Raw genomic sequence first — 22,692 nt, 5'->3', positions numbered from 1 at the left:
CCTGATGACTACGCGTACCCCGCTGATGGCGGGCAACTGGAAGATGAACCTCAACCACCTCGAGGCCATCGCCCACGTCCAGAAGCTCGCCTTCGCCCTGGCCGACAAGGACTACGAGGCCGTCGAGGTCGCCGTCCTGCCCCCCTTCACCGACCTCCGCTCGGTGCAGACCCTGGTCGACGGCGACAAGCTCAAGATCAAGTACGGCGCCCAGGACATCTCGGCCCACGACACCGGTGCCTACACCGGCGAGATCTCGGGCCCGATGCTCTCGAAGCTGAAGTGCACGTTCGTGGCCGTGGGTCACTCCGAGCGCCGTCAGTACCACGACGAGAGCGACGAGATCTGCAACGCCAAGGTGAAGGCCGCCTACAAGCACGGCCTGACCCCGATCCTCTGCATCGGCGAGGGTCTGGACATCCGTGAGGCCGGCCAGCAGATCGAGTACACCCTGGCCCAGCTCGACGGCGGTCTGAAGGACCTCCCCGCCGAGCAGGCCGAGTCCATCGTGATCGCGTACGAGCCGGTGTGGGCCATCGGCACCGGCAAGGTCGCGACCCCCGAGGACGCCCAGGAGGTGTGCGGCGCGATCCGCGGCCGCCTCGCCGAGCTGTACTCGCAGGAGCTCGCCGACAAGGTGCGCATCCAGTACGGCGGCTCCGTGAAGTCCGGCAATGTGGCCGCGATCATGGCGCAGCCCGACGTCGACGGCGCCCTCGTGGGCGGCGCGGCGCTCGACACGGACGAGTTCGTCAAGATCGTCCGCTTCCGCGACCAGTGAGTATGCGGTAGCGCCGATACGTCGTACCCTTGCGGGGGCCGGGCGGCTTCTCATCCAGAGGCACCGGCCCCCGTCGTCGATACAGAGTCGATTCAGATCCGAGGAAGTTGGTCCAGCCGTGGTTATGGGGTTCTCGATCGCCCTGATCGTCTTCAGCCTGCTGATGATGCTGCTGGTGCTGATGCACAAGGGCAAGGGCGGCGGTCTTTCCGACATGTTCGGTGGCGGTATGCAGTCGTCCGTCGGTGGCTCTTCGGTCGCCGAGCGCAACCTCGACCGCATCACCGTCGTGGTCGGTCTTCTCTGGTTCGCGTGCATTGTCGTGCTCGGCCTGTTGATGAAGGTGAACAACTGACCGCGAAAGCGGCTTGATTGCCACCTTGCGAAAGCTTCGCTTAAAGCCCCATGTACGGTGCGCGCTCACAAGCGCGGATTATCATGGGGCTTGCGTGTCGGGGTGAGGGTGTAACTCCGAACACTGGACGCGCGTTGGGCCTTACGTAGACTGAGGCGCCCGCAGCAGCACCATCACGCAGGGAGTTACGACCGTGGCAAGTGGCAACGCGATCCGAGGAAGTCGGGTCGGGGCGGGGCCGATGGGCGAGGCCGAGCGCGGTGAGTCCGCGCCGCGACTGCGCATCTCCTTCTGGTGCTCCAACGGACACGAGACGGTGCCCAGCTTCGCCAGCGACGCGCAGGTCCCCGATACTTGGGACTGCCCCCGCTGCGGCTTCCCGGCCGGTCAGGACCGGGACAACCCGCCGGACCCGCCCCGCACCGAGCCGTACAAGACGCACCTGGCGTATGTACGTGAGCGGCGCAGCGACGCGGACGGCGAGGCGATTCTCGCGGAGGCGCTCGCCAAACTGCGGGGCGAGATCTAGGACTTGCGACGGGGCCGGACATCTTGAGATGTCCGGCCGCTGTGCTTTTCACGGAGTCGTCCGGCTTTCACGCTTTCACGTGAGGTTTACCGGCACGTGTCCGGACAGACAGCTGCAGACATCTCATACCGGGCCCTGATCAATTAGGTTGGAACGTGCAGCGGGGCAAGGTACGTACACAGGTACGAGAGAAGGCTGAAGTCCGAGATGAACGCAGAAAGCCGCGCCAGGCTCAACCAGACGCCCGAGTGGGCGGCGATCGGCAAGCACCGGGAGCAGCTGGGGGAGGTGCAGCTGCGTGAGCTGTTCGCCAAGGATCCGGCGCGCGGCACGGCGTACACACTCCAGGTCGGCGACCTGCACGTCGACTACTCCAAGCACCTCGTCACGGACGAGACGCTGACCCTCCTGCGCGAGCTCGCCGCGGCCACCGATGTCTTCGGCCTGCGGGACGCCATGTTCCGCGGCGAGAAGATCAACACCACCGAGGACCGCGCGGTCCTGCACACCGCGCTGCGCGCACCGCGGGACGCGGTCGTCGAGGTCGACGGCGAGAACGTGGTGCCTGCCGTGCACGCCGTGCTCGACAAGATGGCCGCCTTCGCGGACAAGGTCCGCTCCGGCGAGTGGACCGGACACACCGGCAAGCGCATCAAGAACATCGTGAACGTCGGCATCGGCGGATCGGACCTCGGTCCCGCCATGGCGTACGAGACGCTCCGGTCCTTCACCGACCGTGACCTCACCGTGCGCTTCGTGTCGAACGTCGACGGCGCCGACCTGCACGAGGCCGTGCGGGACCTGGACCCGGCCGAGACGCTGTTCATCATCGCCTCGAAGACGTTCACCACGATCGAGACGATCACGAACGCGACCTCCGCGCGCGACTGGCTCCTGACCGGCCTGCGCGCCGACCAGAGCGCGGTCGCCAAGCACTTCGTGGCCCTGTCGACGAACGGCGGGAAGGTCTCCGACTTCGGCATCGACACGGCCAACATGTTCGAGTTCTGGGACTGGGTCGGCGGCCGCTACTCGTTCGACTCGGCGATCGGTCTCTCGCTGATGATCGCGATCGGCCCGGACGCCTTCCGCGAGATGCTCGACGGCTTCCACCTCGTCGACGAGCACTTCCGCACCGCTCCCGCCGAGTCCAACGTGCCGCTGCTCCTTGGCCTGTTGGGCATCTGGTACGGCAACTTCCACGACGCCCAGTCGCACGCGGTCCTGCCGTACTCGCACTACCTCTCCAAGTTCACCGCCTACCTCCAGCAGCTGGACATGGAGTCCAACGGCAAGTCCGTGAGCCGTGACGGTGAGCCGGTCGAGTGGCAGACCGGCCCGGTGGTCTGGGGCACGCCGGGCACCAACGGACAGCACGCGTACTACCAACTCATCCACCAGGGCACGAAGTTGATCCCGGCGGACTTCATCGGCTTCGCCGAGCCCGTCGCCGATCTGCTGCCGGGCCTTGTCGCCCAGCACGACCTCCTGATGGCCAACTTCTTCGCGCAGACGCAGGCGTTGGCCTTCGGTAAGACGCCCGACGAGGTGCGCGCCGAGGGTGTGCCGGACGAACTCGTCCCGCACAAGACGTTCAAGGGCAACCACCCGACGACGACGATCCTCGCCAAGGAGCTGACGCCGTCGGTTCTCGGCCAACTCATCGCGCTCTACGAACACAAGGTGTTCGTGCAGGGTGCCGTGTGGAACATCGACTCCTTCGACCAGTGGGGCGTCGAGCTCGGCAAGGTCCTCGCCAAGCGCATCGAGCCCGCCCTGACCGAGGGCGCGGACGTGCCGGACCTCGACGGTTCGACGACGGCCCTTGTCGCCAAGTACCGCACGCTGCGCGGGCGTTGAGCCGCTGAAACAGTACGGCCCGGTCCACCAGGGAGGTGGACCGGGCCGCAGCGCTGTGTGAGCCGTTCAGGGAGAAGCCGGCGGATACAGATCGCGTGGCAGCTGCGCGGCCGCGGCCGCGTCGAGCAGCCACAGCGTCCGCGACCTGCCGTACGCGCCCGCGGCGGGCGCCTGTACCTCGCCCGCGCCCGACAGGGCGATCGCCGCGGCGTTCGCCTTGTCCTCGCCGGCCGCGAGCAGCCACACCTCGCGGGCCGCCCGGATCGCCGGGAGCGTGAGCGTGATGCGGATGGGCGGCGGCTTGGGCGCGCCGTGCACGCCGACCACCGTCCGCTCCGTCTCGCGGACCGCGGGCAACTCCGGGAAGAGCGAGGCGACATGGGTGTCCGGGCCGACGCCGAGCATCAGCACGTCGAACGTCGGCACCGGACCATGGTCCTCGGGCCCCGCAGCCGCGGTGAGCTCGGCCGCGTACATCCCGGCCGCCGCGTCCACCTCGTACGCGCCGTCCGACGCGGGCATCGGGTGCACCCGGGCCGGGTTCAGGGGCACCGAGTCGAGCAGTGCCTCCTTGGCCTGGGTGTAGTTGCGCTCCGGGTCGCCGTCCGGCAGGAAGCGCTCGTCGCCCCACCACAGGTCCAGGCGCGACCAGTCGATCGCGTCCTTCGCCGGGGAGGAACTCAGCGCCGCAAGGAGGCCGTTGCCGTTGCGGCCGCCGGTGAGGACCACCGACGCGTAGCCGCGGGCGGCCTGCGCGTCGACGATCTTCGTGATGAGGCGGGCCGCCGCGGCCTGCGCCATCAGCTCCTTGTCGCGGTGCACGACCAGCTGCGGGGCCGCGCTCACTTCGCCGCCGCCTTCTTGGCCGCGGTCTTCTTCGCCGGGGCCGCCTTCTTGGCCGCCTCGGCGGGCTCCTCCACCGCGGGAACCGACGTCTGCTCGGCCGGCTCGCCCAGACGGTCCACGCCGAACTTCAGCGCGGACGCGTAGGTGTCGTCCGGGTCGAGACGGCGCAGCTCCTCGGCGATCAGCTCGGCCGTCTCGCGGCGCTTGAGCGCCACCGCACGGTCGGGCTGCCCCTGCATGGAGAGCGTGGCGAGGGAGCCGTCGGCGCGGCCGAGCACGATGGGACCGCAGTCGGTGTCCATGCGCACGCCGGTCAGGCCGGGGCCCGAGGAGAGCGAGCGCTTGACCGGGACGTCGAGCCGGTCGGCGAGCCACATGGCGAGCAGCTCGCAGCTCGGGTTGAACTCCTCGCCCTCCACCTCGACCGAGGTCACCTTGCAGGTGATCTGGTCGAGCGCCGCCGCGAGCATCGAGCGCCACGGGGTGATCCGGGTCCAGGACAGGTCCGTGTCGCCGGGGCTGTAGGCGTCGGCGCGCGCGGTCAGCTCGTGGATCGGCTGCTCGGCGGCGTACGTGTCCGTGACGCGGCGCTGGGCGAGCGCGCCCAGCGGGTCCTTGGCCGGGTTGAGCGGCGCGTTGACCGGCCACCACACGACCACGGGGGCGTCGGGGAGCAGCAGCGGCAGGACGACCGACTGGGCGTGGTTGATGACCTCGCCGTACAGCCGCAGGATCACCGTCTCGCCGGTGCCCGCGTCCGCGCCGACCCGCACCTCGGCGTCGAGGCGCGACGTCGTGCGGTCGCGGGGCGAGCGCGCGGCGCGCTTGATGACGACCAGCGTGCGCGAAGGGTGCTCGCGGGACGCTTCGTTGGCGGCCTTCAGGGCGTCGTAGGCGTTCTCCTCGTCGGTGACGATGACGAGGGTGAGCACCATGCCGACGGCCGGGGTGCCGATTGCCCTCCGGCCCTTCACGAGCGCCTTGTTGATCTTGCTGGACGTGATGTCCGTCAGGTCGATCCTCATGGGCGACGCCAGCTCCGTCCGTCTCGTGCGAGCATTTCGTCCGCCTCGGTCGGGCCCCAGGTCCCGGACGAATACTGCGCGGGCTTGCCGTGCTTGTCCCAGTACTCCTCGATCGGGTCGAGGATGTTCCAGGAGAGCTCGACCTCCTCCGTGCGCGGGAAGAGGTTGGCGTCGCCGAGCAGGACGTCCAGGATCAGGCGCTCGTACGCCTCCGGGCTGGACTCGGTGAAGGACTCGCCGTACGCGAAGTCCATCGACACGTCGCGGATCTCCATCGAGGTGCCGGGCACCTTGGAGCCGAACCGGACCGTGATGCCCTCGTCGGGCTGGACGCGGATGACGATCGCGTTCTGGCCCAGCTCCTCCGTCGCCGTGTGGTCGAAGGGGGAGTGGGGCGCGCGCTGGAAGACGACCGCGATCTCCGTGACGCGGCGGCCGAGGCGCTTGCCGGTGCGCAGGTAGAACGGGACGCCCGCCCAGCGGCGGTTGTCCACCTCCAGCTTGATGGCCGCGTAGGTGTCGGTCTTCGACTTGGGGTCGATGCCGTCTTCCTGGAGGTAGCCGACGGCCTTCTCGCCGCCCTGCCACCCCGCGGCGTACTGGCCGCGGACCGTGCTCTCGCCGAGGTCCTTGGGCAGCTTCACGGCGCCGAGGACCTTCGCCTTCTCGGCGACGAGCGCGTCCGCGTCGAAGGAGGCGGGCTCCTCCATCGCGGTGAGCGCCATCAGCTGGAGCAGGTGGTTCTGGATGACGTCACGGGCGGCGCCGATGCCGTCGTAGTAGCCGGCGCGGCCGCCGATGCCGATGTCCTCGGCCATCGTGATCTGGATGTGGTCCACGTACGACCGGTTCCAGATCGGCTCGAACATCTGGTTGGCGAAGCGGAGCGCCAGGATGTTCTGGACGGTCTCCTTGCCGAGGTAGTGGTCGATCCGGAACACCTGGTCCGGGTCGAACACCTCGTGCACGATCGCGTTGAGTTCCTTGGCGGACGCCAGGTCGTGCCCGAAGGGCTTCTCGATGACCCCGCGGCGCCAGGAGCCCTCGGGAGCGTCCGCGAGCCCGTGCTTCTTGAGCTGCTGGACGACCTGGGGGAAGAACTTCGGCGGCACGGAGAGGTAGAAGGCGAAGTTGCCGCCCGTGCCCTGCGCCTTGTCGAGGTCCTGGATGGTGGCCTTGAGCTGCTCGAAGGCGTCGTCGTCGTCGAAGTTGCCCTGGACGAAGCGCATGCCCTGGATGAGCTGCTGCCAGACCTCCTCGCGGAAGGGCGTGCGCGCGTGTTCCTTGACCGCGTCGTGCACCTCCTGCGCGAAGTCCTCGTCCTGCCACTCGCGGCGGGCGAAACCAATGAGGGAAAAGCCCGGCGGAAGAAGGCCTCGGTTGGCGAGGTCGTAGACAGCGGGCATCAGCTTTTTACGGGACAAATCGCCCGTGACGCCAAAGATGACCAGGCCCGACGGCCCCGCGATACGCGGGAGCCGTCGGTCTGCGGCGTCACGCAGCGGATTGCTGCTTGACAAGATGGTCAGCCCTCCGAAGGGGTGAGGCGCTTGAGCTCCGCCTCGGTGGACTTGAGCAGGTCGTTCCAGGACGCCGCGAACTTCTCGACGCCCTCGTCCTCGAGCAGCTGCACCACGTCGTCGTAGCTGATGCCGAGCTTCTCGACGGCCTCGATCTCGCCGCGCGAGGCGTCGTACGTCCCGGCCACGGTGTTGCCCGTGATCTGGCCGTGGTCGGCGGTGGCCTCGAGGGTCGCCTCCGGCATGGTGTTCACCGTGTTCGGCGCGACCAGGTCGTCGACGTACAGGGTGTCCTTGTACGCCGGGTCCTTGACGCCGGTCGAGGCCCACAGCGGACGCTGCTTGTTGCCCTGCGCCTTGTCGAGCGCGGCCCAGCGGTCGGACGAGAAGACCTCTTCGTACGCCTCGTACGCGAGACGGGCGTTGGCGAGCGCGGCCTTGCCCTTGGCGGACTTGGCCTCGTCGGTGCCCAGGGCGTCCAGGCGCTTGTCGATCTCGGTGTCCACGCGGGACACGAAGAAGGACGCCACCGAGTGGATCTTGGAGAGGTCCAGGCCCGCGGCCTTCGCCTTCTCCAGGCCCGCCAGGAACGCGTCCATGACCTCGCGGTAGCGCTCGAGCGAGAAGATCAGCGTCACGTTCACGCTGATGCCCTTGCCGATGACCTCGGTGATCGCGGGCAGGCCCGCCTTCGTCGCCGGGATCTTGATGAGCGTGTTCGGGCGGTCCACCAGCCAGGCGAGCTGCTTGGCCTCGGCGACGGTCGCCTCGGTGTTGTGCGCCAGGCGCGGGTCGACCTCGATCGACACGCGGCCGTCCTGGCCGCCCGTCGCGTCGAAGACCGGGCGCAGGATGTCGGCGGCGTCACGGACGTCCGCCGTCGTGATCATGCGGATGGCTTCTTCGACGGTGACCTTGCGGGCGGCGAGGTCGGTGAGCTGCTGCTCGTAACCGTCGCCGCTGCTGATCGCCTTCTGGAAGATCGACGGGTTCGTCGTGACACCCACGACGTGGCTCTGGTCGATCAGCTCGGCGAGGTTGCCGGACGTGATCCGCTTGCGCGACAGGTCGTCCAGCCAGATCGCGACGCCTTCGTCGGAGAGGCGCTTGAGTGCGTCTGTCATGAGGATTACATCTCCTACTTGGTGGTATGTCGGCGTCAGCGCTGAGCGGCGTCGATCGATTCCCGGGCGGAGGCCGCCACGTGATCGGCGGTGAACCCGAACTCGCGGAAGAGCACCTTGCCGTCGGCCGACGCACCGAAGTGCTCCAGCGAGACGATGCGCCCGGCGTCACCCACGAAGCGGTGCCAGGTCAGGCCGATGCCGGCCTCGACCGCCACGCGCGCCTTGACGGACGGCGGAAGCACGCTGTCGCGGTACTCCTTGTCCTGCGCCTCGAACCACTCGACGCACGGCATCGAGACGACGCGCGTGGGAACGCCCGCGGCCTGGAGCTGCTCGCGCGCCTCGACGGCGAGCTGCACCTCGGAGCCGGTGCCGATGAGGACGACCTCGGGGGTACCGCCGTCGGCCTCGAACAGGACGTATCCGCCCTTGACCGCGCCCTCGGTGACCTCGCGGTCGTACGTCGGCACGCCCTGACGGGTCAGCGCGAGGCCGTGCGGGGCGCCCTTGCCGAACTCCTTGGTGTAGCGCTTGAGGATCTCGCGCCACACGACCGCGGTCTCGTTCGCGTCCGCCGGTCGGACCACGTTCAGGCCCGGGATGGCGCGCAGCGAGGCCAGGTGCTCGACCGGCTGGTGCGTCGGGCCGTCCTCGCCGAGACCGATGGAGTCGTGCGTCCACACGTACGTCACCGGAAGGTGCATCAGGGCGGACAGGCGGACGGCGTTGCGCATGTAGTCGGAGAACACCAGGAAGGTGCCGCCGAAGATGCGGGTGTTGCCGTGCAGCGCGATGCCGTTCATCTCCGCGGCCATGGAGTGCTCGCGGATGCCGAAGTGGATCGTGCGGCCGTACGGGTCGGCCTCCGGCAGCGGGTTGCCCGCGGGGAGGAACGACGACGTCTTGTCGATCGTGGTGTTGTTCGAGCCCGCGAGGTCGGCGGAGCCGCCCCACAGCTCGGGGATCACCGCGCCGAGCGCCTGAAGGACCTTGCCGGACGCGGCACGCGTCGCGACGCCCTTGCCCGCCTCGAAGACCGGGAGCTTCTCCTCCCAGCCCTGCGGAAGCTCGCCCGCGGCGATGCGGTCGAAGTCGGCGGCGCGCGCGGAGTCGGCGGTGCGCCAGGCGGCGAAGCCCTTCTCCCACTCGGCCTTGGCGTCACGGCCGCGGTCGAGCGCCGCACGGGTGTGCGCCAGGACCTCGTCGGCGACCTCGAAGTTCTGCTCCGGGTCGAAGCCGAGGACGCGCTTGGTGGCCGCGACCTCTTCGTCGCCGAGCGCCGAGCCGTGCGCGGCCTCGGTGTTCTGCGCGTTCGGCGCGGGCCAGGCGATGATCGAGCGCATGGCGATGAAGGAGGGGCGCTCCGTCTCGGCCTTCGCGGCCAGGATCGCCTGGTACAGGGCGGCCGGGTCGAGGTCGCCGTTCTCCTTGGGCTCCACGCGCTGGACGTGCCAGCCGTAGGCCTCGTACCGCTTCATGGTGTCTTCGGAGACCGCGGTCTCGGTGTCGCCCTCGATGGAGATGTGGTTGTCGTCCCACAGCAGTACGAGGTTGCCGAGCTTCTGGTGCCCGGCCAGCGACGACGCCTCGCCGGAGATGCCCTCCTGGAGACAGCCGTCACCGGCGATCGCGAAGATGTGGTGGTCGAACGGCGACTCGCCCGTGGCGGTCTCCGGGTCGAACAGGCCACGCTCGTAACGGGAGGCCATCGCCATGCCCACGGCGTTCGCGACGCCCTGGCCGAGCGGGCCAGTCGTCGTCTCCACGCCCGTGGTGTGCCCGTACTCCGGGTGGCCGGGGGTCTTGGAACCCCAGGTGCGGAACGCCTTCAGGTCATCGAGCTCCAGGCCGAAGCCGGCCAGGTAGAGCTGGATGTAGAGGGTCAGGGACGAGTGGCCCGCGGAGAGAACGAACCGGTCGCGGCCGGTCCACTCGGCGTCAGCGGGGTCGTGCCGCATCACCTTCTGGAAGAGGGTGTACGCGGCGGGCGCGAGGCTCATGGCCGTACCAGGATGGCCGTTGCCGACCTTCTGTACTGCGTCCATGGCCAGGACGCGGGCGGTGTCAACAGCCCGCTGGTCCAGTTCGGTCCACTCGAGGTCTGTGGTGGTCGGCTTGGTGCTCACCCTGAGTCAGGGCTCCTCTCCACATGTCGAATGCCGGCGATGTAGATCCCACCGGCCGATGTCGAGCCTACCGCTGTAAAGACGTGCATTTTTTCGAGTCATTCCAGAGTGCCGGGGTGTGCCGGTATCCGCCTCCCGAAAGGGATCCACGGTGTTCACCATGTGATCTCGGAGCCGCTCATCTGGACTCTCGGAACGAGTACGGGACCGCTCATCTGAACGGGTGTCGGGCCGTGTTTCGGGCCGCCCAACACGCCGCTCAACACGACCCCACCCCCGCGAAGGGCGAGGTATGGGCAACGTCTACAGTGGCGTGGTACGCGCGAGCCTTTACCGGATCTTCATGTCTGAACGTCCGACGCGGCTTGCTGGGAAGTCTCTGTCAGGGGTGTGCGTGACGGCCGTTGAATCCCGTCCAGCGGGAGCAATTGGGACGAGCTCTAGCCCAAGCCACCGGCCGCTCGGGGCCCGTGTCATGGCGTTCGTGGCGCTGACCAAGCCGCGAATCATCGAGCTCCTCCTGATCACCACCGTTCCGGTGATGTTCCTCGCCGAACAGGGGGTGCCCGACCTCTGGCTGGTCTTCGTGACCTGCCTGGGCGGCTACCTGTCGGCGGGCGGCGCCAATGCGCTCAACATGTACATCGACCGCGACATCGACGCCCTGATGGACCGTACGTCCCAGCGGCCCCTGGTCACGGGAATGGTCAGCCCGCGCGAATGCCTCGTGTTCGGCGTCGGCCTCGCGGTCGCCTCGACGCTGCTGTTCGGCCTCGTCGTCAACTGGCTGTCCGCCTGGCTCGCCCTGGGCGCACTGCTCTTCTACGTGGTCGTCTACACGATGATCCTGAAGCGCAGGACGTCGCAGAACATCGTCTGGGGCGGCATCGCGGGCTGCATGCCGGTCCTCATCGGCTGGTCCTCGGTCACGAACTCGCTGTCGTGGGCGCCGGTCATCCTCTTCCTCGTCATGTTCTTCTGGACGCCGCCGCACTACTGGCCGCTGTCCATGAAGGTCAAGGACGACTACGCGCGCGTGGGCGTTCCGATGCTCCCGGTCGTCGCGTCGAACAAAGTGGTCGCCCGTCAGATCGTCCTCTACAGCTGGGTGATGGTCGCGGTCTCGCTGCTCCTGCAGCCCCTCGGCTACACCGGCTGGTTCTACACGGTGGTGGCCTTCGTGACCGGCGGCTGGTGGCTCTGGGAGGCGCACGGCCTGCAGAACCGCGCCAAGGCCGAGGTCACGGGCGGCAAGCTCAAGGAGATGCGGCTGTTCCACTGGTCGATCACCTATGTATCGCTGCTGTTCGTGGCGGTCGCGGTGGACCCCTTCCTCCGCTGAGCGTTTCGGCTTCGCCGACGGGCGGGGCACGTGGTGTTGAACGCCACGTGCCCCGCCCGTCGCCAGTTGATCTACCCGTCGGTAGCATCCTGCTCATGGCAGAGACGCAGCAGGTTGAGGACAGCAAGCAGGCCGCCCGCGCCGAGCGGAAGGCCGCCAAGCTGGCCAAGCAGATCGGCACCTTCACGCGGGCGCACGGCGGTGCCGAGGCGCAGGTCGCGTACATCGGGCACGAGGGCACCCGCATCGTCCTGGTCGGCGAGGACGGCGGCTGGGGCGACCTGGTGGCGCCCACCTACGCGATCGCGCAGAGCGCCGTCGAGAAGGCCGGGATCACGGTCCACGAGGACTTCGACGGCGACTTCGCGGCCAAGGTGAAGACCGGCCCCTACGAGTGGTCGCGCATGGCGGGCATTCAGCTCGGCGGTCCGAGCAACGGCTGAGCCCGCCGCGGACAGACTGGCCAAAAGCAACACCTGACGCCCGGGTCACCCGTTAGGACCGTAGGAGCACGGTCCGCCTACAGGGAGCCCGGATGATCGAAACGCCGTCCCTGGTGGACCAGTACTGCCATGGTGTGCTGCGTACGGAGCTGGGCCTCGGCACCTTCGAGGCCCACCTCGGCCGCGGCGAGGGGCCTCCCGCGCCCGGCACCACCTTCTTCGACACCCAGACGGGCTTCGCCGTACGCCGCTGGTGCCCCCCGCTGCTCGGTCTCGAACCGCACTGCACGCCCGCGCGCTACCTCGCCCGCCGTCGCGAGCTGGGCGTACTGGAGTCGGGGCGGCGGCTGCTGCGGGGGAGCGGCATCACGACGTATCTCGTGGACACGGGGCTGCCCGGCGATCTGACGGGTCCGGGCGAGATGGCGTCCACCGGCGACGCGGAGGCCCTCGAGATCGTCCGCCTGGAATTACTGGCCGAACAGGTGGCCGACACCTCCGGCACCGTCGACTCGTTCCTGGCCAATCTCGCCGAGTCCGTGCACGCGGCCGCCGCGAACGCTGTCGCCTTCACCTCCGTCGCGGGCGTGCGGCGCTCTCTCGCGCTGGCCCCCGAACCGCCGGGACCCGGCGAGGTGCGGGGCGCGGCGGACCGCTGGCTCGCCCGGCGGCAGGTGGGCGGCGCGCTCCAGGACCCCGTACTGCTCAGACATCTGCTGTGGATCGCCGTCGCGTCGGGACGTCCGCTGCAGCTGCACGCGGGGGCGGGCGACCCGCAGGGGTACTTCGGGGGCTTCGCGCGGGCGACCGCCGGTCTCGGCACCGACCTGGTCCTGCTGCACGGCTATCCGTACCACCGCAATGCCGCCGACCTCGCGGGCGTCTTCCCGCACGTGTACGCGGATCTGGGGCCCGCTCTGGTGCGCACGGGCGCCCGCGCGGCCGCCGTGCTCGCGGAGATCCTGGAGCTGGCGCCCTTCGGCAAGCTGCTGTTCTCCAGCGGCGCGCACGGGCTTCCCGAGCTGCACGTGGTGGGCGCGCGGCTCTTCGGGGAGGCGCTGGGGCGCGTGCTCGGCGGGTGGGTCGCGGAGGGGGCGTGGTCGCTGCCGGACGCGCAGCGGGTGGCGGGGCTCATCGCGGCGGGCAACGCCGGGCGCGTGTACGGCCTTTCGGAGAGCTGACGCAGCGGTGCTTCAGACCGCCGACAGCTGGGAGTCGCCGCTCTGGGAGGGGACCTCCGCCGTCGCGTGCGGGCGTTCGCGCAGCGAGAGCAGGACGCGCATCACGCCGATCCAGACCACGCACGAGCCGAACATGTGCAGGCCGACCAGGACCTCGGGCAGGTCCGTGAAGTACTGGACGTAGCCGATCGCGCCCTGGGCGAGCAGGATCAGGAACAGGTCGCGGGTGCGGTGCAGGGGGCCCTTGGGGGCGTCGACCGCCTTGAGGACGAACCACAGCGCGAACGTCAGCGTCACCACGATCCAGGCGAGCACGGCGTGCAGCTTGCTGACGGTCTCCCAGTCGAAGCCCATCCGCGGCACCTCGCTGGAGTCACCGGCGTGCGGCCCGGAGCCCGTCACGACCGTGCCGACCGCGATGAGCAGCACGGATGCCGCGATCAGGAACCACACCAGCTGCGCCACGGCCTTGCCGACCAGCGGGCGCGCGTCGCCGTCGCCCTCGCGGGTGCGCTGCCACATCGTGACGGCGACCGCGATCAGGGCGGTGGAGAGCAGGAAGTGCGCCGCGACCGTGTACGGGTTCAGGCCGACGAGCACGACGATGCCGCCGAGCACGGCGTTGCCCATGACCAGCCAGAACTGGATCCAGCCGAGCCGCGTCAGGCTGCGCCGCATCGGCTTCTGCGAGCGGGCCGTGATGATCGCCCAGCCGACGGCCGCGCACAGCACGTACGTCAGCATGCGGTTGCCGAACTCGATGAATCCGTGGAAGCCCATCTCGCTGGTGGCGGTGAGGGATTCGTCGGTGCACTTGGGCCAGGTCGGGCAGCCGAGGCCGGAGCCGGTAAGGCGGACGGCGCCGCCGGTGACCACGATGCACACCGTCATCGCGAGCGAGATGAGGGCGGCGTGCCGGACGGTCCGCTGCTGCGGGGTCCAGCGTTCGGCGATGAAGGCGAGCGGGTTGCGCACGGCGGAGACGGCGTCGGCTCGGGTCACGTTTGGCACGGGGACCATCGTAGGGGGCCGCTTGTGCACGGCTTCACGAGGGGGACGTATCCGGTGCTTCTGTGACGCCGCTTACTCCCAGCGGAAGAACCTGCCGGCCGCCCCGAGCCCCAACACCGCCCAGACCGCCAGGATCCCGAGGTCTGCCCACGGCATCCCCGCACCGTGCTGGAGCACGTCGCGCAGACCGTCCGAGAGAGCCGAGATGGGCAGGAGGCCGAGCACCGACTGGGCCGCTTCCGGGAACTTGTCCAGCGGCACGATGACCCCGCCGCCGACCAGCAGGAGCAGGAAGACCAGGTTCGCCGCGGCCAGCGTCGCCTCCGCCTTCAGGGTGCCCGCCATCAGCAGGCCGAGCCCGGAGAAGGCCGCGGTGCCCAGGATCAGGAGCAGCAGTACGGCGAAGGGGTTGCCCTGCGGCGACCAGCCAAGGCCGAAGGCGATCACCGTCAGGAGCACGATCTGCAGGACCTCGGTGACCAGGACCGACAGGGTCTTCGCCGCCATCAGGGCCCAGCGGGGCAGCGGTGAGGCGCCGAGCCGCTTGAGCACTCCGTAGCGCCGCTCGAAGCCGGTGGCGATGGCCTGGCCGGTGAACGCCGTCGACATCACGGCGAGGGCGAGGATGCCGGGCGCGAGGAAGTCCACGGCCTTGCCGTCACCTCCCGCAGTTTCAGTAGGCACAGTGACGATGTCGACGGCACTGAACAGCACGAGCAGCAGCGTCGGGATCACGACGGTGAGCAGCAGCTGTTCGCCGTTGCGCAGCAGCATCTTCGTCTCGAGCGCCGCCTGTGCGGCGATCATGCGGGGGAGCGGGGCGGCGCCCGGCTTCGGTGTGTACGTACCGGCGGCGCTCATCCGCGCAGCTCCTTGCCTGTGAGCTCCAGGAAGACGTCTTCCAGGGTGTGGCGTTCGACGGCGATCTTCTCCGGCATCACGCCGTGCTGCGCGCACCAGGAGGTGACCGTGGCGAGCAGCTGCGGGTCGACCGTGCCGCTCACGCGGTAGGCGCCCGGGGTGAGTTCGGCCGCGGCCGAGTCCGGCGGGAGCGCCTTGAGGAGGGAGCCGACGTCGAGCCCGGGGCGCCCCGAGAAGCGCAGGGTGTTCTCTGCGCCGCCGCGGCACAGCTCCTCCGGGGTCCCCTCGGCGATGACCTGGCCCGCGTCGATGATCGCGACCTCGTCGGCCAGCTGCTCGGCCTCGTCCATGTGGTGCGTGGTGAGGATGACGCTGACGCCGTCGGCGCGCAGATCGCGTACGAGATCCCAGGTGGCCCGGCGTGCCTGCGGGTCCAGGCCCGCGGTCGGCTCGTCGAGGAAGACCAGTTCGGGCCGTCCGACCACGGCCATCGCGAGCGCGAGGCGCTGCTGCTGGCCGCCGGACAGGCGCCGGTAGGTGGTGCGGCCGCAGCTCTCCAGGCCGAGGCGCTCGATCAGCGCGCCCACGTGCAGCGGGTGCGCGTGCAGCTTCGCCATGTGGCGCAGCATCTCGTCGGCGCGTGCGCCGGAGTAGACGCCGCCGGACTGGAGCATCACGCCGATGCGGGGGCGCAGCGCGCCGGCCTCGCGGACCGGGTCGAGGCCGAGGACGCGGACGGTGCCCGCGTCCGGCCTGCGATAGCCCTCGCAGGTCTCGATCGTGGTGGTCTTCCCGGCGCCGTTCGGACCGAGGACCGCGGTGACGGTGCCCGCGCGGACCCGGAGGTCGAGGCCGTCCACCGCGGTCTTCTTGCCGTACCGCTTGACCAGTCCCGTGACCTGGACGACGGACTCATTTCCCATGGCGGGAAGTCTAGAGAGGGCGACGAGGGCCGCGGGCAGGGGGCTGTCAGCCCGCCCACTCGGCCCGTGAGCGGTGGGTGTCGAGCCACCTCTGTGCGTACGCGACCGCGTCGGCCACCGGGAAGAGCCGGGCCGTCGCCGCGCCCACCGTGCCCCGCACCACGGGGCGGTCCCGCTCGAAGTCCGAGCCGAGCTCGTCGAAGCGCTCCTCGGAGAGGGAGGTCTCGCGCACGGTCGTCCAGCGGCGGCCCTGCGGGGTCGTCACCGCGAAGGAGTTCTCGGCCTCGGGGGCGGGGAGGCGGTACTCGGCCAGGTGGAAGGAGGTGCAGGAGTCGAATCCCGCGCCGAGCAGCAGCACCCGGGCGCCCGATTCCTCCAGCCGGGCCAGCGGGCTGCGCTCGCCGAGGCGGCAGTCAAGGGCGTGCCCCTCCAGGAGCGCCTCGGCGCGAGGGCCGACCGCGGCGAAGGAGGTCTGCGGGTGGGCGCTGCGCAGGGCGCCCGGCCAGGTCCGTACGGTCTCGGGGATCACGCCGACGCCGCGGGTGGGGGTGGTGCGCGGGTCGTAGGCGGGCATCGAGGCGCGGATCTCGGGCCACCAGGACTCGGGCACGGGCGGGTTCTCCCACTCGGCCGGGTCGGAGTTGTCGCCGGACTGCGTGGGGACCACCAGGGTGCCCTTTTGGCCCAGTGTGTCGAGCAGCGCCTGGACGACGGCTACAGGGCCGCCGCAGACCCAGCCGAGCGCGCTCAGCGAGGAGTGCACGAGGAGGGTCTCACCGGGGCTCACGCCGAGCTCGCGGAGGTCGGCCGCGAGGGTCGCTCGCGTGCACAAAGGGCCGGTGGGAGGGGGTGTCGACATGGTCAGGGAGTCTGGTGGCCCCGGCCTGCGAGCGCCACCGATTTGATCGATCAGTGATCATTCCCGCAGGTCAGCTTAGGTATGCCTAAGTGATGCAGCGCACCGGACCGTGATCCGGACGCGGGTTGTCAGGCTCTGAGGAATTACGCAACAATGGCGTTGTGAAAAACGTTGGCGAGGCTCCGCAGGAGGAACTCGCGACCGGGGAGCGATCGACACGCAACCGGGTCGCGCGCTCCATCCTGGACCACGGCCCCTCCACGGTGGCCGACCTCGCAGGGCGCCTCGGTCTGACCCAGGCCGCGGTCCGCCGCCACCTCGACACGCTGGCCCATGAGAACGTCGTCGAGCCCCGTGAGCAGCGGGTCTACGGCGCCCGTACGCGCGGCCGCCCCGCCAAGGTCTTCGCGCTCACCGACTGCGGCCGGGACGCCTTCGACCAGTCGTACGACAAGCTCGCCGCCGACGCCCTGCGCTGGATCAGCGAGCGGCACGGCGAGGAAGCGGTCGTCGAATTCGCCCGCGAGCGGATGGCCGCCCAGGCCGTGGCCTACCGCAAGGCGATCGACGCGGCACCTGCCGAGCAGCGCACGGAGGCTCTCGCGAAGGCATTGACCACCGACGGGTACGCTGCTACGGCCCGCACGGCGCCAGTAGGCGAGCAGCTGTGCCAGCACCACTGCCCGGTCGCCCACGTCGCCGAGCAGTACCCACAACTTTGCGAGGCGGAGACGGAGATCTTCTCCGCCCTCCTCGGGACGCACGTCCAGCGGCTCGCCACCATCGCCCACGGCGACGGCGTCTGCACGACGTTCATTCCCCGCAACACCCCGCAGACCACAGATAACGCATCCGCAAGCACGGCCGGGAGGAACCCCGCATGACGCTCCCCACGGAGACTGCCCACCCCGAACTCGATGGTCTGGGCACGTACGAATACGGCTGGGCCGACTCCGACGTGGCCGGGGCCTCCGCCAAGCGCGGCATCAACGAAGACGTCGTCAAGGACATCTCGCAGAAGAAGTCCGAGCCCGAGTGGATGACGAAGCTGCGCCTCAAGGGCCTGCGGCTCTTCGACAAGAAGCCCATGCCCAACTGGGGCTCGGACCTGTCGGGCATCGACTTCGACAACATCAAGTACTTCGTGCGGTCCACGGAGAAGCAGGCGGCGTCCTGGGAGGACCTGCCCGAGGACATCAAGAACACGTACGACAAGCTCGGCATCCCCGAGGCGGAGAAGCAGCGCCTCGTCGCCGGTGTCGCGGCCCAGTACGAGTCCGAGGTCGTCTACCACCAGATCCGCGAGGACCTGGAGGAGCAGGGCGTCATCTTCATGGACACCGACACGGCGCTGAAGGAGCACCCGGAGCTCTTCAAGGAGTACTTCGGGACCGTCATCCCGGTCGGCGACAACAAGTTCGCGTCGCTGAACACCGCTGTGTGGTCCGGTGGCTCGTTCATCTACGTCCCCAAGGGCGTACAGGTCGAGATCCCGCTCCAGGCCTACTTCCGCATCAACACGGAGAACATGGGCCAGTTCGAGCGGACCCTGATCATCGTGGACGAGGACGCCTACGTTCACTACGTCGAGGGCTGCACGGCGCCGATCTACAAGTCGGACTCCCTGCACTCCGCGGTCGTCGAGATCATCGTCAAGAAGGGCGGCCGCTGCCGCTACACGACGATCCAGAACTGGTCGAACAACGTCTACAACCTGGTCACCAAGCGCGCCGTGGCGTACGAGGGCGCGACCATGGAGTGGATCGACGGCAACATCGGCTCCAAGGTGACGATGAAGTACCCCGCCGTCTACCTCATGGGCGAGCACGCCAAGGGCGAGACGCTGTCCATCGCCTTCGCGGGCGAGGGCCAGCACCAGGACGCCGGTTCCAAGATGGTCCACATGGCGCCCAACACGTCCTCCAACATCGTCTCGAAGTCCGTGGCGCGTGGCGGTGGCCGCACCTCCTACCGCGGTCTCGTCGAGATCGGCGAGGGCGCCGCCGGATCGAAGTCGAACGTGCTCTGCGACGCACTGCTCGTCGACACGATCTCCCGCTCGGACACCTACCCCTACGTGGACGTCCGCGAGGACGACGTGTCCATGGGCCACGAGGCGACCGTCTCCAAGGTCTCCGACGACCAGCTCTTCTACCTGATGAGCCGCGGTCTGACGGAGTTCGAGGCCATGGCGATGATCGTGCGCGGCTTCGTCGAGCCGATCGCCAAGGAGCTGCCCATGGAGTACGCCCTGGAGCTGAACCGGCTGATCGAGCTGCAGATGGAGGGCTCGGTCGGTTAAGACCGGCCGCGTCCCCGTAGCGACTGACTTCTTACGCAGTTACGCAGAGAGAGAGCACGACGACAGCCATGGCTGAGGCTCAGAACATTCCGGTGGGGTCCACCACCGCCGGGTCCATCGCGGTGGCCGCCGAGTCCACCGTCGCCACCCGCATGAGCGCGCCCCCGTCCTTCGACGTGGCGGACTTCCCGGTCCCCCACGGCCGTGAGGAGGAGTGGCGGTTCACGCCGCTGGAGCGCCTGCGCGGGCTGCACGACGGCACGGCGGTCGCCACCGGCGGCATCCGTGTCGAGGTGACGGCCCCGGCCGGCGTGACCCAGGAGACCGTCGGCCGTGACGACGCGCGCGTGGGCAAGGCGGGCAAGCCCGTCGACCGCGTGGCCGCGCAGGCCTACAGCTCCTTCGAGAAGGCCTCGGTGGTGACCGTCCCCAAGGAGACGGTCCTGACCGAGCCGATCCGGATCGCCGTGCACGGCGAGGGCGGCACCGCCTTCGCGCACCAGGTCATCGAGGTGGGCGCGTTCGCCGAGGCCCTCGTCGTCATCGACCACACCGGTGACGCCGTGCTCGCCGCCAACGTCGACTACCTCCTGGGCGACGGCGCCAAGCTCACCGTCGTCTCCGTCCAGGACTGGGACGACAAGGCCGTGCACATCGGGCAGCACAACGCGCTGATCGGCCGCGACGCCACCTTCAAGTCGGTCGTCGTGACCTTCGGCGGCGACGTCGTGCGCCTGCACCCCCGCGTCGAGTACGCGGGCCCGGGCGGTGAGGCCGAGCTCATCGGTCTGTACGTCACCGACGCCGGCCAGCACCAGGAGCACCGCCTCCTGGTCGACCACAACCAGCCGCACTGCAAGTCGAACGTCGTCTACAAGGGCGCGCTCCAGGGCGACGACGCCCACGCGGTGTGGATCGGCGACGTCCTCATCGAGGCCGCCGCCGAGGGCACGGACACGTACGAGATGAACCGCAACCTGGTTCTGACCGACGGCGCCCGCGTCGACTCCGTGCCGAACCTCGAGATCGAGACCGGCGAGATCGTCGGAGCGGGCCACGCCTCGGCGACCGGCCGCTTCGACGACGAGCAGCTCTTCTACCTGCAGTCGCGCGGTATCCCGGAGGGCGAGGCGCGCCGCCTGGTCGTCCGTGGATTCTTCGCCGAGCTGATCCAGCAGATCGGCCTGCCCGACGTCGAAGAGCGCCTCCTCACCAAGATCGAAGAGGAGCTGGAGGCGTCCGCGGCATGACATTCGTACGCGCCTGTGGCCTGAGCGAGCTCTCGGAGGACACCCCGAAGCGGGTGGAACTCGACGGCACGCCGGTCTCGGTCGTCAACACCGAGGGCGAGGTGTTCGCGATCCACGACATCTGCTCGCACGCGAACGTCTCCCTCTCCGAGGGCGAGGTGGAGGACTGTCAGATCGAGTGCTGGCTGCACGGCTCCAGCTTCGACCTCCGCACCGGCAAGCCGTCCGGCCTCCCCGCGACGCGCCCCGTCCCCGTATACCCCGTAAAGATCGAAGGGGACGATGTGCTCGTCTCCCTCACCCAGGAGTCCTGAGGCACATGGCAACGCTTGAAATCCGCGACCTGCACGTCACCGTCGAGGTCGAGAACGGCACCAAGGAAATCCTCAAGGGTGTCGACCTGACCGTGAAGCAGGGCGAGACGCACGCCATCATGGGCCCGAACGGCTCCGGCAAGTCGACGCTCGCCTACTCCATTGCGGGTCACCCCAAGTACACGATCACCAAGGGCACCGTCACGCTCGACGGCGAGGACGTCCTCGAGATGTCCGTCGACGAGCGCGCCCGCGCCGGCATGTTCCTCGCCATGCAGTACCCGGTCGAGGTCCCCGGCGTCTCGGTCTCCAACTTCCTGCGTACGTCGGCGACGGCGATCCGCGGCGAGGCCCCCAAGCTGCGCACCTGGGTGAAGGAGGTCAAGGCCGCGATGGAGACGCTCCAGATGGACCCGGCCTTCGCCGAGCGCAACGTGAACGAGGGCTTCTCCGGCGGTGAGAAGAAGCGCCACGAGATCCTCCAGATGGAGCTCCTCAAGCCGAGGATCGCGATCCTCGACGAGACCGACTCCGGCCTGGACGTCGACGCCCTGCGCCAGGTCTCGGACGGCGTCAACCGCGTCCGCGAGACCGGTGAGGTCGGCACCCTGCTGATCACGCACTACACGCGCATCCTGCGCTACATCAAGCCCGACTTCGTGCACGTCTTCGCGAACGGCCGCATCGCCGAGTCCGGCGGCGCCGAGCTCGCCGACAAGCTCGAGGCCGAGGGCTACGAGGCTTACACGAAGGGTGGCGTATCCGCGTGACACAGCTGCCGGGCCTCCTCGACACCGAGGCGATCCGCAAGGACTTCCCCATCCTGGATCGCACGATCCACGACGGCAAGAAGCTCGTGTACCTGGACAACGCGGCCACGTCCCAGACCCCGCGCCAGGTGCTCGACGTGCTCAACGAGTACTACGAGAAGCACAACGCCAATGTCCACCGCGGCGTGCACGTCCTCGCGGAGGAGGCCACGGAGCTGTACGAGGGCGCCCGTGACAAGGTCGCGGCGTTCATCAACGCGCCGAGCCGCGACGAGGTGATCTTCACCAAGAACGCCTCGGAGTCGCTCAACCTCGTGGCGAACATGCTCGGCTGGGCCGACGAGCCCTACCGCGTGGACCACGAGACCGAGATCGTCATCACGGAGATGGAGCACCACTCCAACATCGTGCCGTGGCAGCTGCTCTCGCAGCGCACGGGCGCGAAGCTGAAGTGGTTCGGTCTCACGGACGACGGCCGGCTCGACCTGTCCAACATCAACGAGATCATCACGGAGAAGACGAAGATCGTCTCCTTCGTCCTGGTCTCGAACATCCTGGGCACGCTCAACCCCGTCGAGGCGATCGTCCGCCGCGCGCAGGAGGTCGGCGCGCTCGTCCTCATCGACGCCTCGCAGGCCGCCCCGCACATGGTGCTCGACGTGCAGGCGCTGCAGGCCGACTTCGTGGCCTTCACCGGCCACAAGATGCTGGCCACGACGGGCATCGGCGTCCTGTGGGGACGGCAGGAGCTCCTCGAGGACCTGCCGCCGTTCCTCGGCGGCGGCGAGATGATCGAGACCGTGTCGATGAGCTCGTCGACGTACGCTCCCGCGCCGCACAAGTTCGAGGCGGGCACGCCCCCGGTCTCCCAGGCCGTCGGCCTGGGCGCGGCCGTGGACTATCTGTCCGCCATCGGCATGGACAAGATCGCCGCTCATGAGCACGCGATCACCGAGTACGCGGTCAAGCGCCTCCTGGAGGTCCCCGACCTCCGGATCATCGGCCCGGCTTCGGCCGAGGACCGCGGCGCCGCGATCTCCTTCACGCTCGGCGACATCCACCCGCACGACGTGGGCCAGGTCCTGGACGAGGAAGGCATCGCGGTCCGCGTGGGTCACCACTGCGCCCGCCCGGTCTGCCTCCGCTACGGAATTCCTGCGACCACGCGAGCGTCGTTCTATCTGTACTCCACGCCCGGCGAGATCGACGCGCTGATCGACGGCCTGGAGCACGTACGGAACTTCTTCGGCTGAGGGGCTGACCGGGA

22 protein-coding genes are annotated in these 22,692 nt (G+C 69.1%); 13 read left to right on the top strand and 9 right to left on the bottom strand.

The annotated features are described in order from the left end of the window. Positions 1-4: 4 nt before the first annotated feature. The 4 genes from tpiA to pgi all read left to right on the top strand — a co-directional run bounded on the left by tpiA (position 5) and on the right by pgi (position 3,525). Entirely contained in the window at positions 5-781 is a 777-nt protein-coding gene (gene tpiA / locus ABZ833_RS12655) for a triose-phosphate isomerase (RefSeq protein ID WP_361044997.1), read from the top strand. 124 nt (positions 782-905) lie between these two features. Next, positions 906-1,136 carry a preprotein translocase subunit SecG gene (gene secG, locus ABZ833_RS12650; RefSeq protein WP_135329442.1) on the top strand — a complete coding sequence of 77 codons (231 nt, stop codon included), beginning with the start codon at positions 906-908 and terminating at the stop codon, positions 1,134-1,136. Between the two features lie 193 nt (positions 1,137-1,329). Further along, entirely contained in the window at positions 1,330-1,665 is a 336-nt protein-coding gene (locus ABZ833_RS12645; protein WP_078077905.1) for an RNA polymerase-binding protein RbpA, read from the top strand. A 207-nt stretch (positions 1,666-1,872) separates the two neighbouring features. Next, on the top strand, positions 1,873-3,525 hold the full coding sequence (pgi, locus tag ABZ833_RS12640; protein ID WP_361044992.1) for a glucose-6-phosphate isomerase: 1,653 nt from the start codon (positions 1,873-1,875) through the stop codon (positions 3,523-3,525). A gap of 66 nt (positions 3,526-3,591) precedes the next feature. Here pgi and pgl read toward each other — a convergent pair whose 3' ends face one another. The 5 genes from pgl to tkt are packed head-to-tail and all read right to left on the bottom strand — an operon-like array spanning position 3,592 to position 10,169. Beyond that, positions 3,592-4,371 (bottom strand): 6-phosphogluconolactonase, encoded by a 780-nt coding sequence (pgl, locus tag ABZ833_RS12635; RefSeq protein WP_361044989.1) that lies wholly within the window; start codon positions 4,369-4,371, stop codon positions 3,592-3,594. Then, positions 4,368-5,396 (bottom strand): glucose-6-phosphate dehydrogenase assembly protein OpcA, encoded by a 1,029-nt coding sequence (gene opcA / locus ABZ833_RS12630; RefSeq protein ID WP_361044986.1) that lies wholly within the window; start codon positions 5,394-5,396, stop codon positions 4,368-4,370. The genes pgl and opcA overlap by 4 nt, the downstream gene beginning before the upstream one ends. After that, positions 5,393-6,925, bottom strand: a complete 1,533-nt coding sequence (gene zwf, locus ABZ833_RS12625; RefSeq protein ID WP_249593094.1) for a glucose-6-phosphate dehydrogenase — start codon at positions 6,923-6,925, stop codon at positions 5,393-5,395. The genes opcA and zwf overlap by 4 nt, the downstream gene beginning before the upstream one ends. Then, positions 6,922-8,040 (bottom strand): transaldolase, encoded by a 1,119-nt coding sequence (gene tal, locus ABZ833_RS12620; protein WP_361044983.1) that lies wholly within the window; start codon positions 8,038-8,040, stop codon positions 6,922-6,924. The genes zwf and tal overlap by 4 nt, the downstream gene beginning before the upstream one ends. A 35-nt stretch (positions 8,041-8,075) precedes the next feature. Next, on the bottom strand, positions 8,076-10,169 hold the full coding sequence (tkt, locus tag ABZ833_RS12615; protein WP_361044980.1) for a transketolase: 2,094 nt from the start codon (positions 10,167-10,169) through the stop codon (positions 8,076-8,078). Positions 10,170-10,557: 388 nt separating this feature from the next. On the opposite strand from tkt, the gene ABZ833_RS12610 reads away from it, so the two are divergent. The 3 genes from ABZ833_RS12610 (at position 10,558) to ABZ833_RS12600 (ending at position 13,135) form a co-directional block, all read left to right on the top strand. Continuing rightward, positions 10,558-11,511 (top strand): heme o synthase, encoded by a 954-nt coding sequence (locus ABZ833_RS12610; RefSeq protein ID WP_249593095.1) that lies wholly within the window; start codon positions 10,558-10,560, stop codon positions 11,509-11,511. Between the two features lie 95 nt (positions 11,512-11,606). Then, positions 11,607-11,954, top strand: a complete 348-nt coding sequence (locus ABZ833_RS12605; RefSeq protein WP_249590623.1) for a hypothetical protein — start codon at positions 11,607-11,609, stop codon at positions 11,952-11,954. Positions 11,955-12,046: 92 nt separating this feature from the next. Then, positions 12,047-13,135 (top strand): amidohydrolase, encoded by a 1,089-nt coding sequence (locus ABZ833_RS12600; RefSeq protein ID WP_361044976.1) that lies wholly within the window; start codon positions 12,047-12,049, stop codon positions 13,133-13,135. 12 nt (positions 13,136-13,147) lie between these two features. On the opposite strand, the gene ABZ833_RS12595 is transcribed toward ABZ833_RS12600, so the two are convergent. The 4 genes from ABZ833_RS12595 to ABZ833_RS12580 form a co-directional block, all read right to left on the bottom strand. Continuing rightward, on the bottom strand, positions 13,148-14,155 hold the full coding sequence (locus tag ABZ833_RS12595; protein WP_361044974.1) for a COX15/CtaA family protein: 1,008 nt from the start codon (positions 14,153-14,155) through the stop codon (positions 13,148-13,150). Between the two features lie 63 nt (positions 14,156-14,218). Beyond that, the gene (locus ABZ833_RS12590) at positions 14,219-15,007 is read right to left on the bottom strand and encodes an ABC transporter permease (RefSeq protein ID WP_361044971.1); all 789 of its coding nucleotides are present in this window, start codon (positions 15,005-15,007) and stop codon (positions 14,219-14,221) included. Beyond that, positions 15,004-15,930 carry an ABC transporter ATP-binding protein gene (locus tag ABZ833_RS12585; protein WP_361044968.1) on the bottom strand — a complete coding sequence of 309 codons (927 nt, stop codon included), beginning with the start codon at positions 15,928-15,930 and terminating at the stop codon, positions 15,004-15,006. The genes ABZ833_RS12590 and ABZ833_RS12585 overlap by 4 nt, the downstream gene beginning before the upstream one ends. 46 nt (positions 15,931-15,976) lie before the next feature. After that, positions 15,977-16,789, bottom strand: coding sequence for an AAC(3) family N-acetyltransferase (locus ABZ833_RS12580; RefSeq protein ID WP_361044965.1), 813 nt, complete (start codon positions 16,787-16,789; stop codon positions 15,977-15,979). Positions 16,790-16,950: 161 nt separating this feature from the next. Here ABZ833_RS12580 and ABZ833_RS12575 point away from each other — a divergent pair, with 161 nt between their 5' ends. The 6 genes from ABZ833_RS12575 to ABZ833_RS12550 all read left to right on the top strand — a co-directional run bounded on the left by ABZ833_RS12575 (position 16,951) and on the right by ABZ833_RS12550 (position 22,678). After that, entirely contained in the window at positions 16,951-17,673 is a 723-nt protein-coding gene (locus ABZ833_RS12575; protein WP_361044962.1) for a metalloregulator ArsR/SmtB family transcription factor, read from the top strand. After that, positions 17,670-19,091, top strand: coding sequence for a Fe-S cluster assembly protein SufB (sufB, locus tag ABZ833_RS12570; protein ID WP_361044959.1), 1,422 nt, complete (start codon positions 17,670-17,672; stop codon positions 19,089-19,091). Before ABZ833_RS12575 ends, sufB begins: the two co-directional genes overlap by 4 nt. A 68-nt stretch (positions 19,092-19,159) precedes the next feature. Then, positions 19,160-20,341 carry a Fe-S cluster assembly protein SufD gene (gene sufD, locus ABZ833_RS12565; protein ID WP_361044956.1) on the top strand — a complete coding sequence of 394 codons (1,182 nt, stop codon included), beginning with the start codon at positions 19,160-19,162 and terminating at the stop codon, positions 20,339-20,341. Continuing rightward, positions 20,338-20,655, top strand: a complete 318-nt coding sequence (locus ABZ833_RS12560) for a bifunctional 3-phenylpropionate/cinnamic acid dioxygenase ferredoxin subunit (protein WP_160504344.1) — start codon at positions 20,338-20,340, stop codon at positions 20,653-20,655. Before sufD ends, ABZ833_RS12560 begins: the two co-directional genes overlap by 4 nt. A gap of 5 nt (positions 20,656-20,660) precedes the next feature. Beyond that, a complete protein-coding gene (gene sufC, locus ABZ833_RS12555) occupies positions 20,661-21,425 on the top strand; it encodes a Fe-S cluster assembly ATPase SufC (protein WP_361044952.1) in 765 nt (254 codons plus the stop codon). Further along, a complete protein-coding gene (locus tag ABZ833_RS12550; RefSeq protein WP_361044949.1) occupies positions 21,422-22,678 on the top strand; it encodes a cysteine desulfurase in 1,257 nt (418 codons plus the stop codon). The genes sufC and ABZ833_RS12550 overlap by 4 nt, the downstream gene beginning before the upstream one ends. The last annotated feature ends 14 nt before the right edge of the window (positions 22,679-22,692 follow it).

This window comes from Streptomyces sp. NPDC047525 (assembly GCF_040643025.1).
Classification (GTDB): Bacteria; Actinomycetota; Actinomycetes; order Streptomycetales; family Streptomycetaceae; genus Streptomyces; species Streptomyces durmitorensis.
Note: the sequence above shows the minus strand (reverse complement) of the source record. Positions and strands in the feature narration are given on the sequence as shown.

Excerpts from the sequence above, each read along its gene's own strand:
- tpiA (WP_361044997.1), top strand. The coding sequence starts at position 5 with ATGACTACGCGTACCCCGCTGATGGCGGGCAACTGGAAGATGAACCTC.
- secG (WP_135329442.1), top strand. The coding sequence starts at position 906 with ATGGGGTTCTCGATCGCCCTGATCGTCTTCAGCCTGCTGATGATGCTG.
- pgi (WP_361044992.1), top strand. The coding sequence starts at position 1,873 with ATGAACGCAGAAAGCCGCGCCAGGCTCAACCAGACGCCCGAGTGGGCG.
- opcA (WP_361044986.1), bottom strand. The coding sequence starts at position 5,396 with ATGAGGATCGACCTGACGGACATCACGTCCAGCAAGATCAACAAGGCG.
- tal (WP_361044983.1), bottom strand. The coding sequence starts at position 8,040 with ATGACAGACGCACTCAAGCGCCTCTCCGACGAAGGCGTCGCGATCTGG.
- ABZ833_RS12605 (WP_249590623.1), top strand. The coding sequence starts at position 11,607 with ATGGCAGAGACGCAGCAGGTTGAGGACAGCAAGCAGGCCGCCCGCGCC.
- ABZ833_RS12600 (WP_361044976.1), top strand. The coding sequence starts at position 12,047 with ATGATCGAAACGCCGTCCCTGGTGGACCAGTACTGCCATGGTGTGCTG.
- ABZ833_RS12595 (WP_361044974.1), bottom strand. The coding sequence starts at position 14,155 with ATGGTCCCCGTGCCAAACGTGACCCGAGCCGACGCCGTCTCCGCCGTG.
- ABZ833_RS12590 (WP_361044971.1), bottom strand. The coding sequence starts at position 15,007 with ATGAGCGCCGCCGGTACGTACACACCGAAGCCGGGCGCCGCCCCGCTC.
- ABZ833_RS12585 (WP_361044968.1), bottom strand. The coding sequence starts at position 15,930 with ATGGGAAATGAGTCCGTCGTCCAGGTCACGGGACTGGTCAAGCGGTAC.
- ABZ833_RS12580 (WP_361044965.1), bottom strand. The coding sequence starts at position 16,789 with ATGTCGACACCCCCTCCCACCGGCCCTTTGTGCACGCGAGCGACCCTC.
- sufB (WP_361044959.1), top strand. The coding sequence starts at position 17,670 with ATGACGCTCCCCACGGAGACTGCCCACCCCGAACTCGATGGTCTGGGC.
- sufD (WP_361044956.1), top strand. The coding sequence starts at position 19,160 with ATGGCTGAGGCTCAGAACATTCCGGTGGGGTCCACCACCGCCGGGTCC.
- ABZ833_RS12560 (WP_160504344.1), top strand. The coding sequence starts at position 20,338 with ATGACATTCGTACGCGCCTGTGGCCTGAGCGAGCTCTCGGAGGACACC.
- sufC (WP_361044952.1), top strand. The coding sequence starts at position 20,661 with ATGGCAACGCTTGAAATCCGCGACCTGCACGTCACCGTCGAGGTCGAG.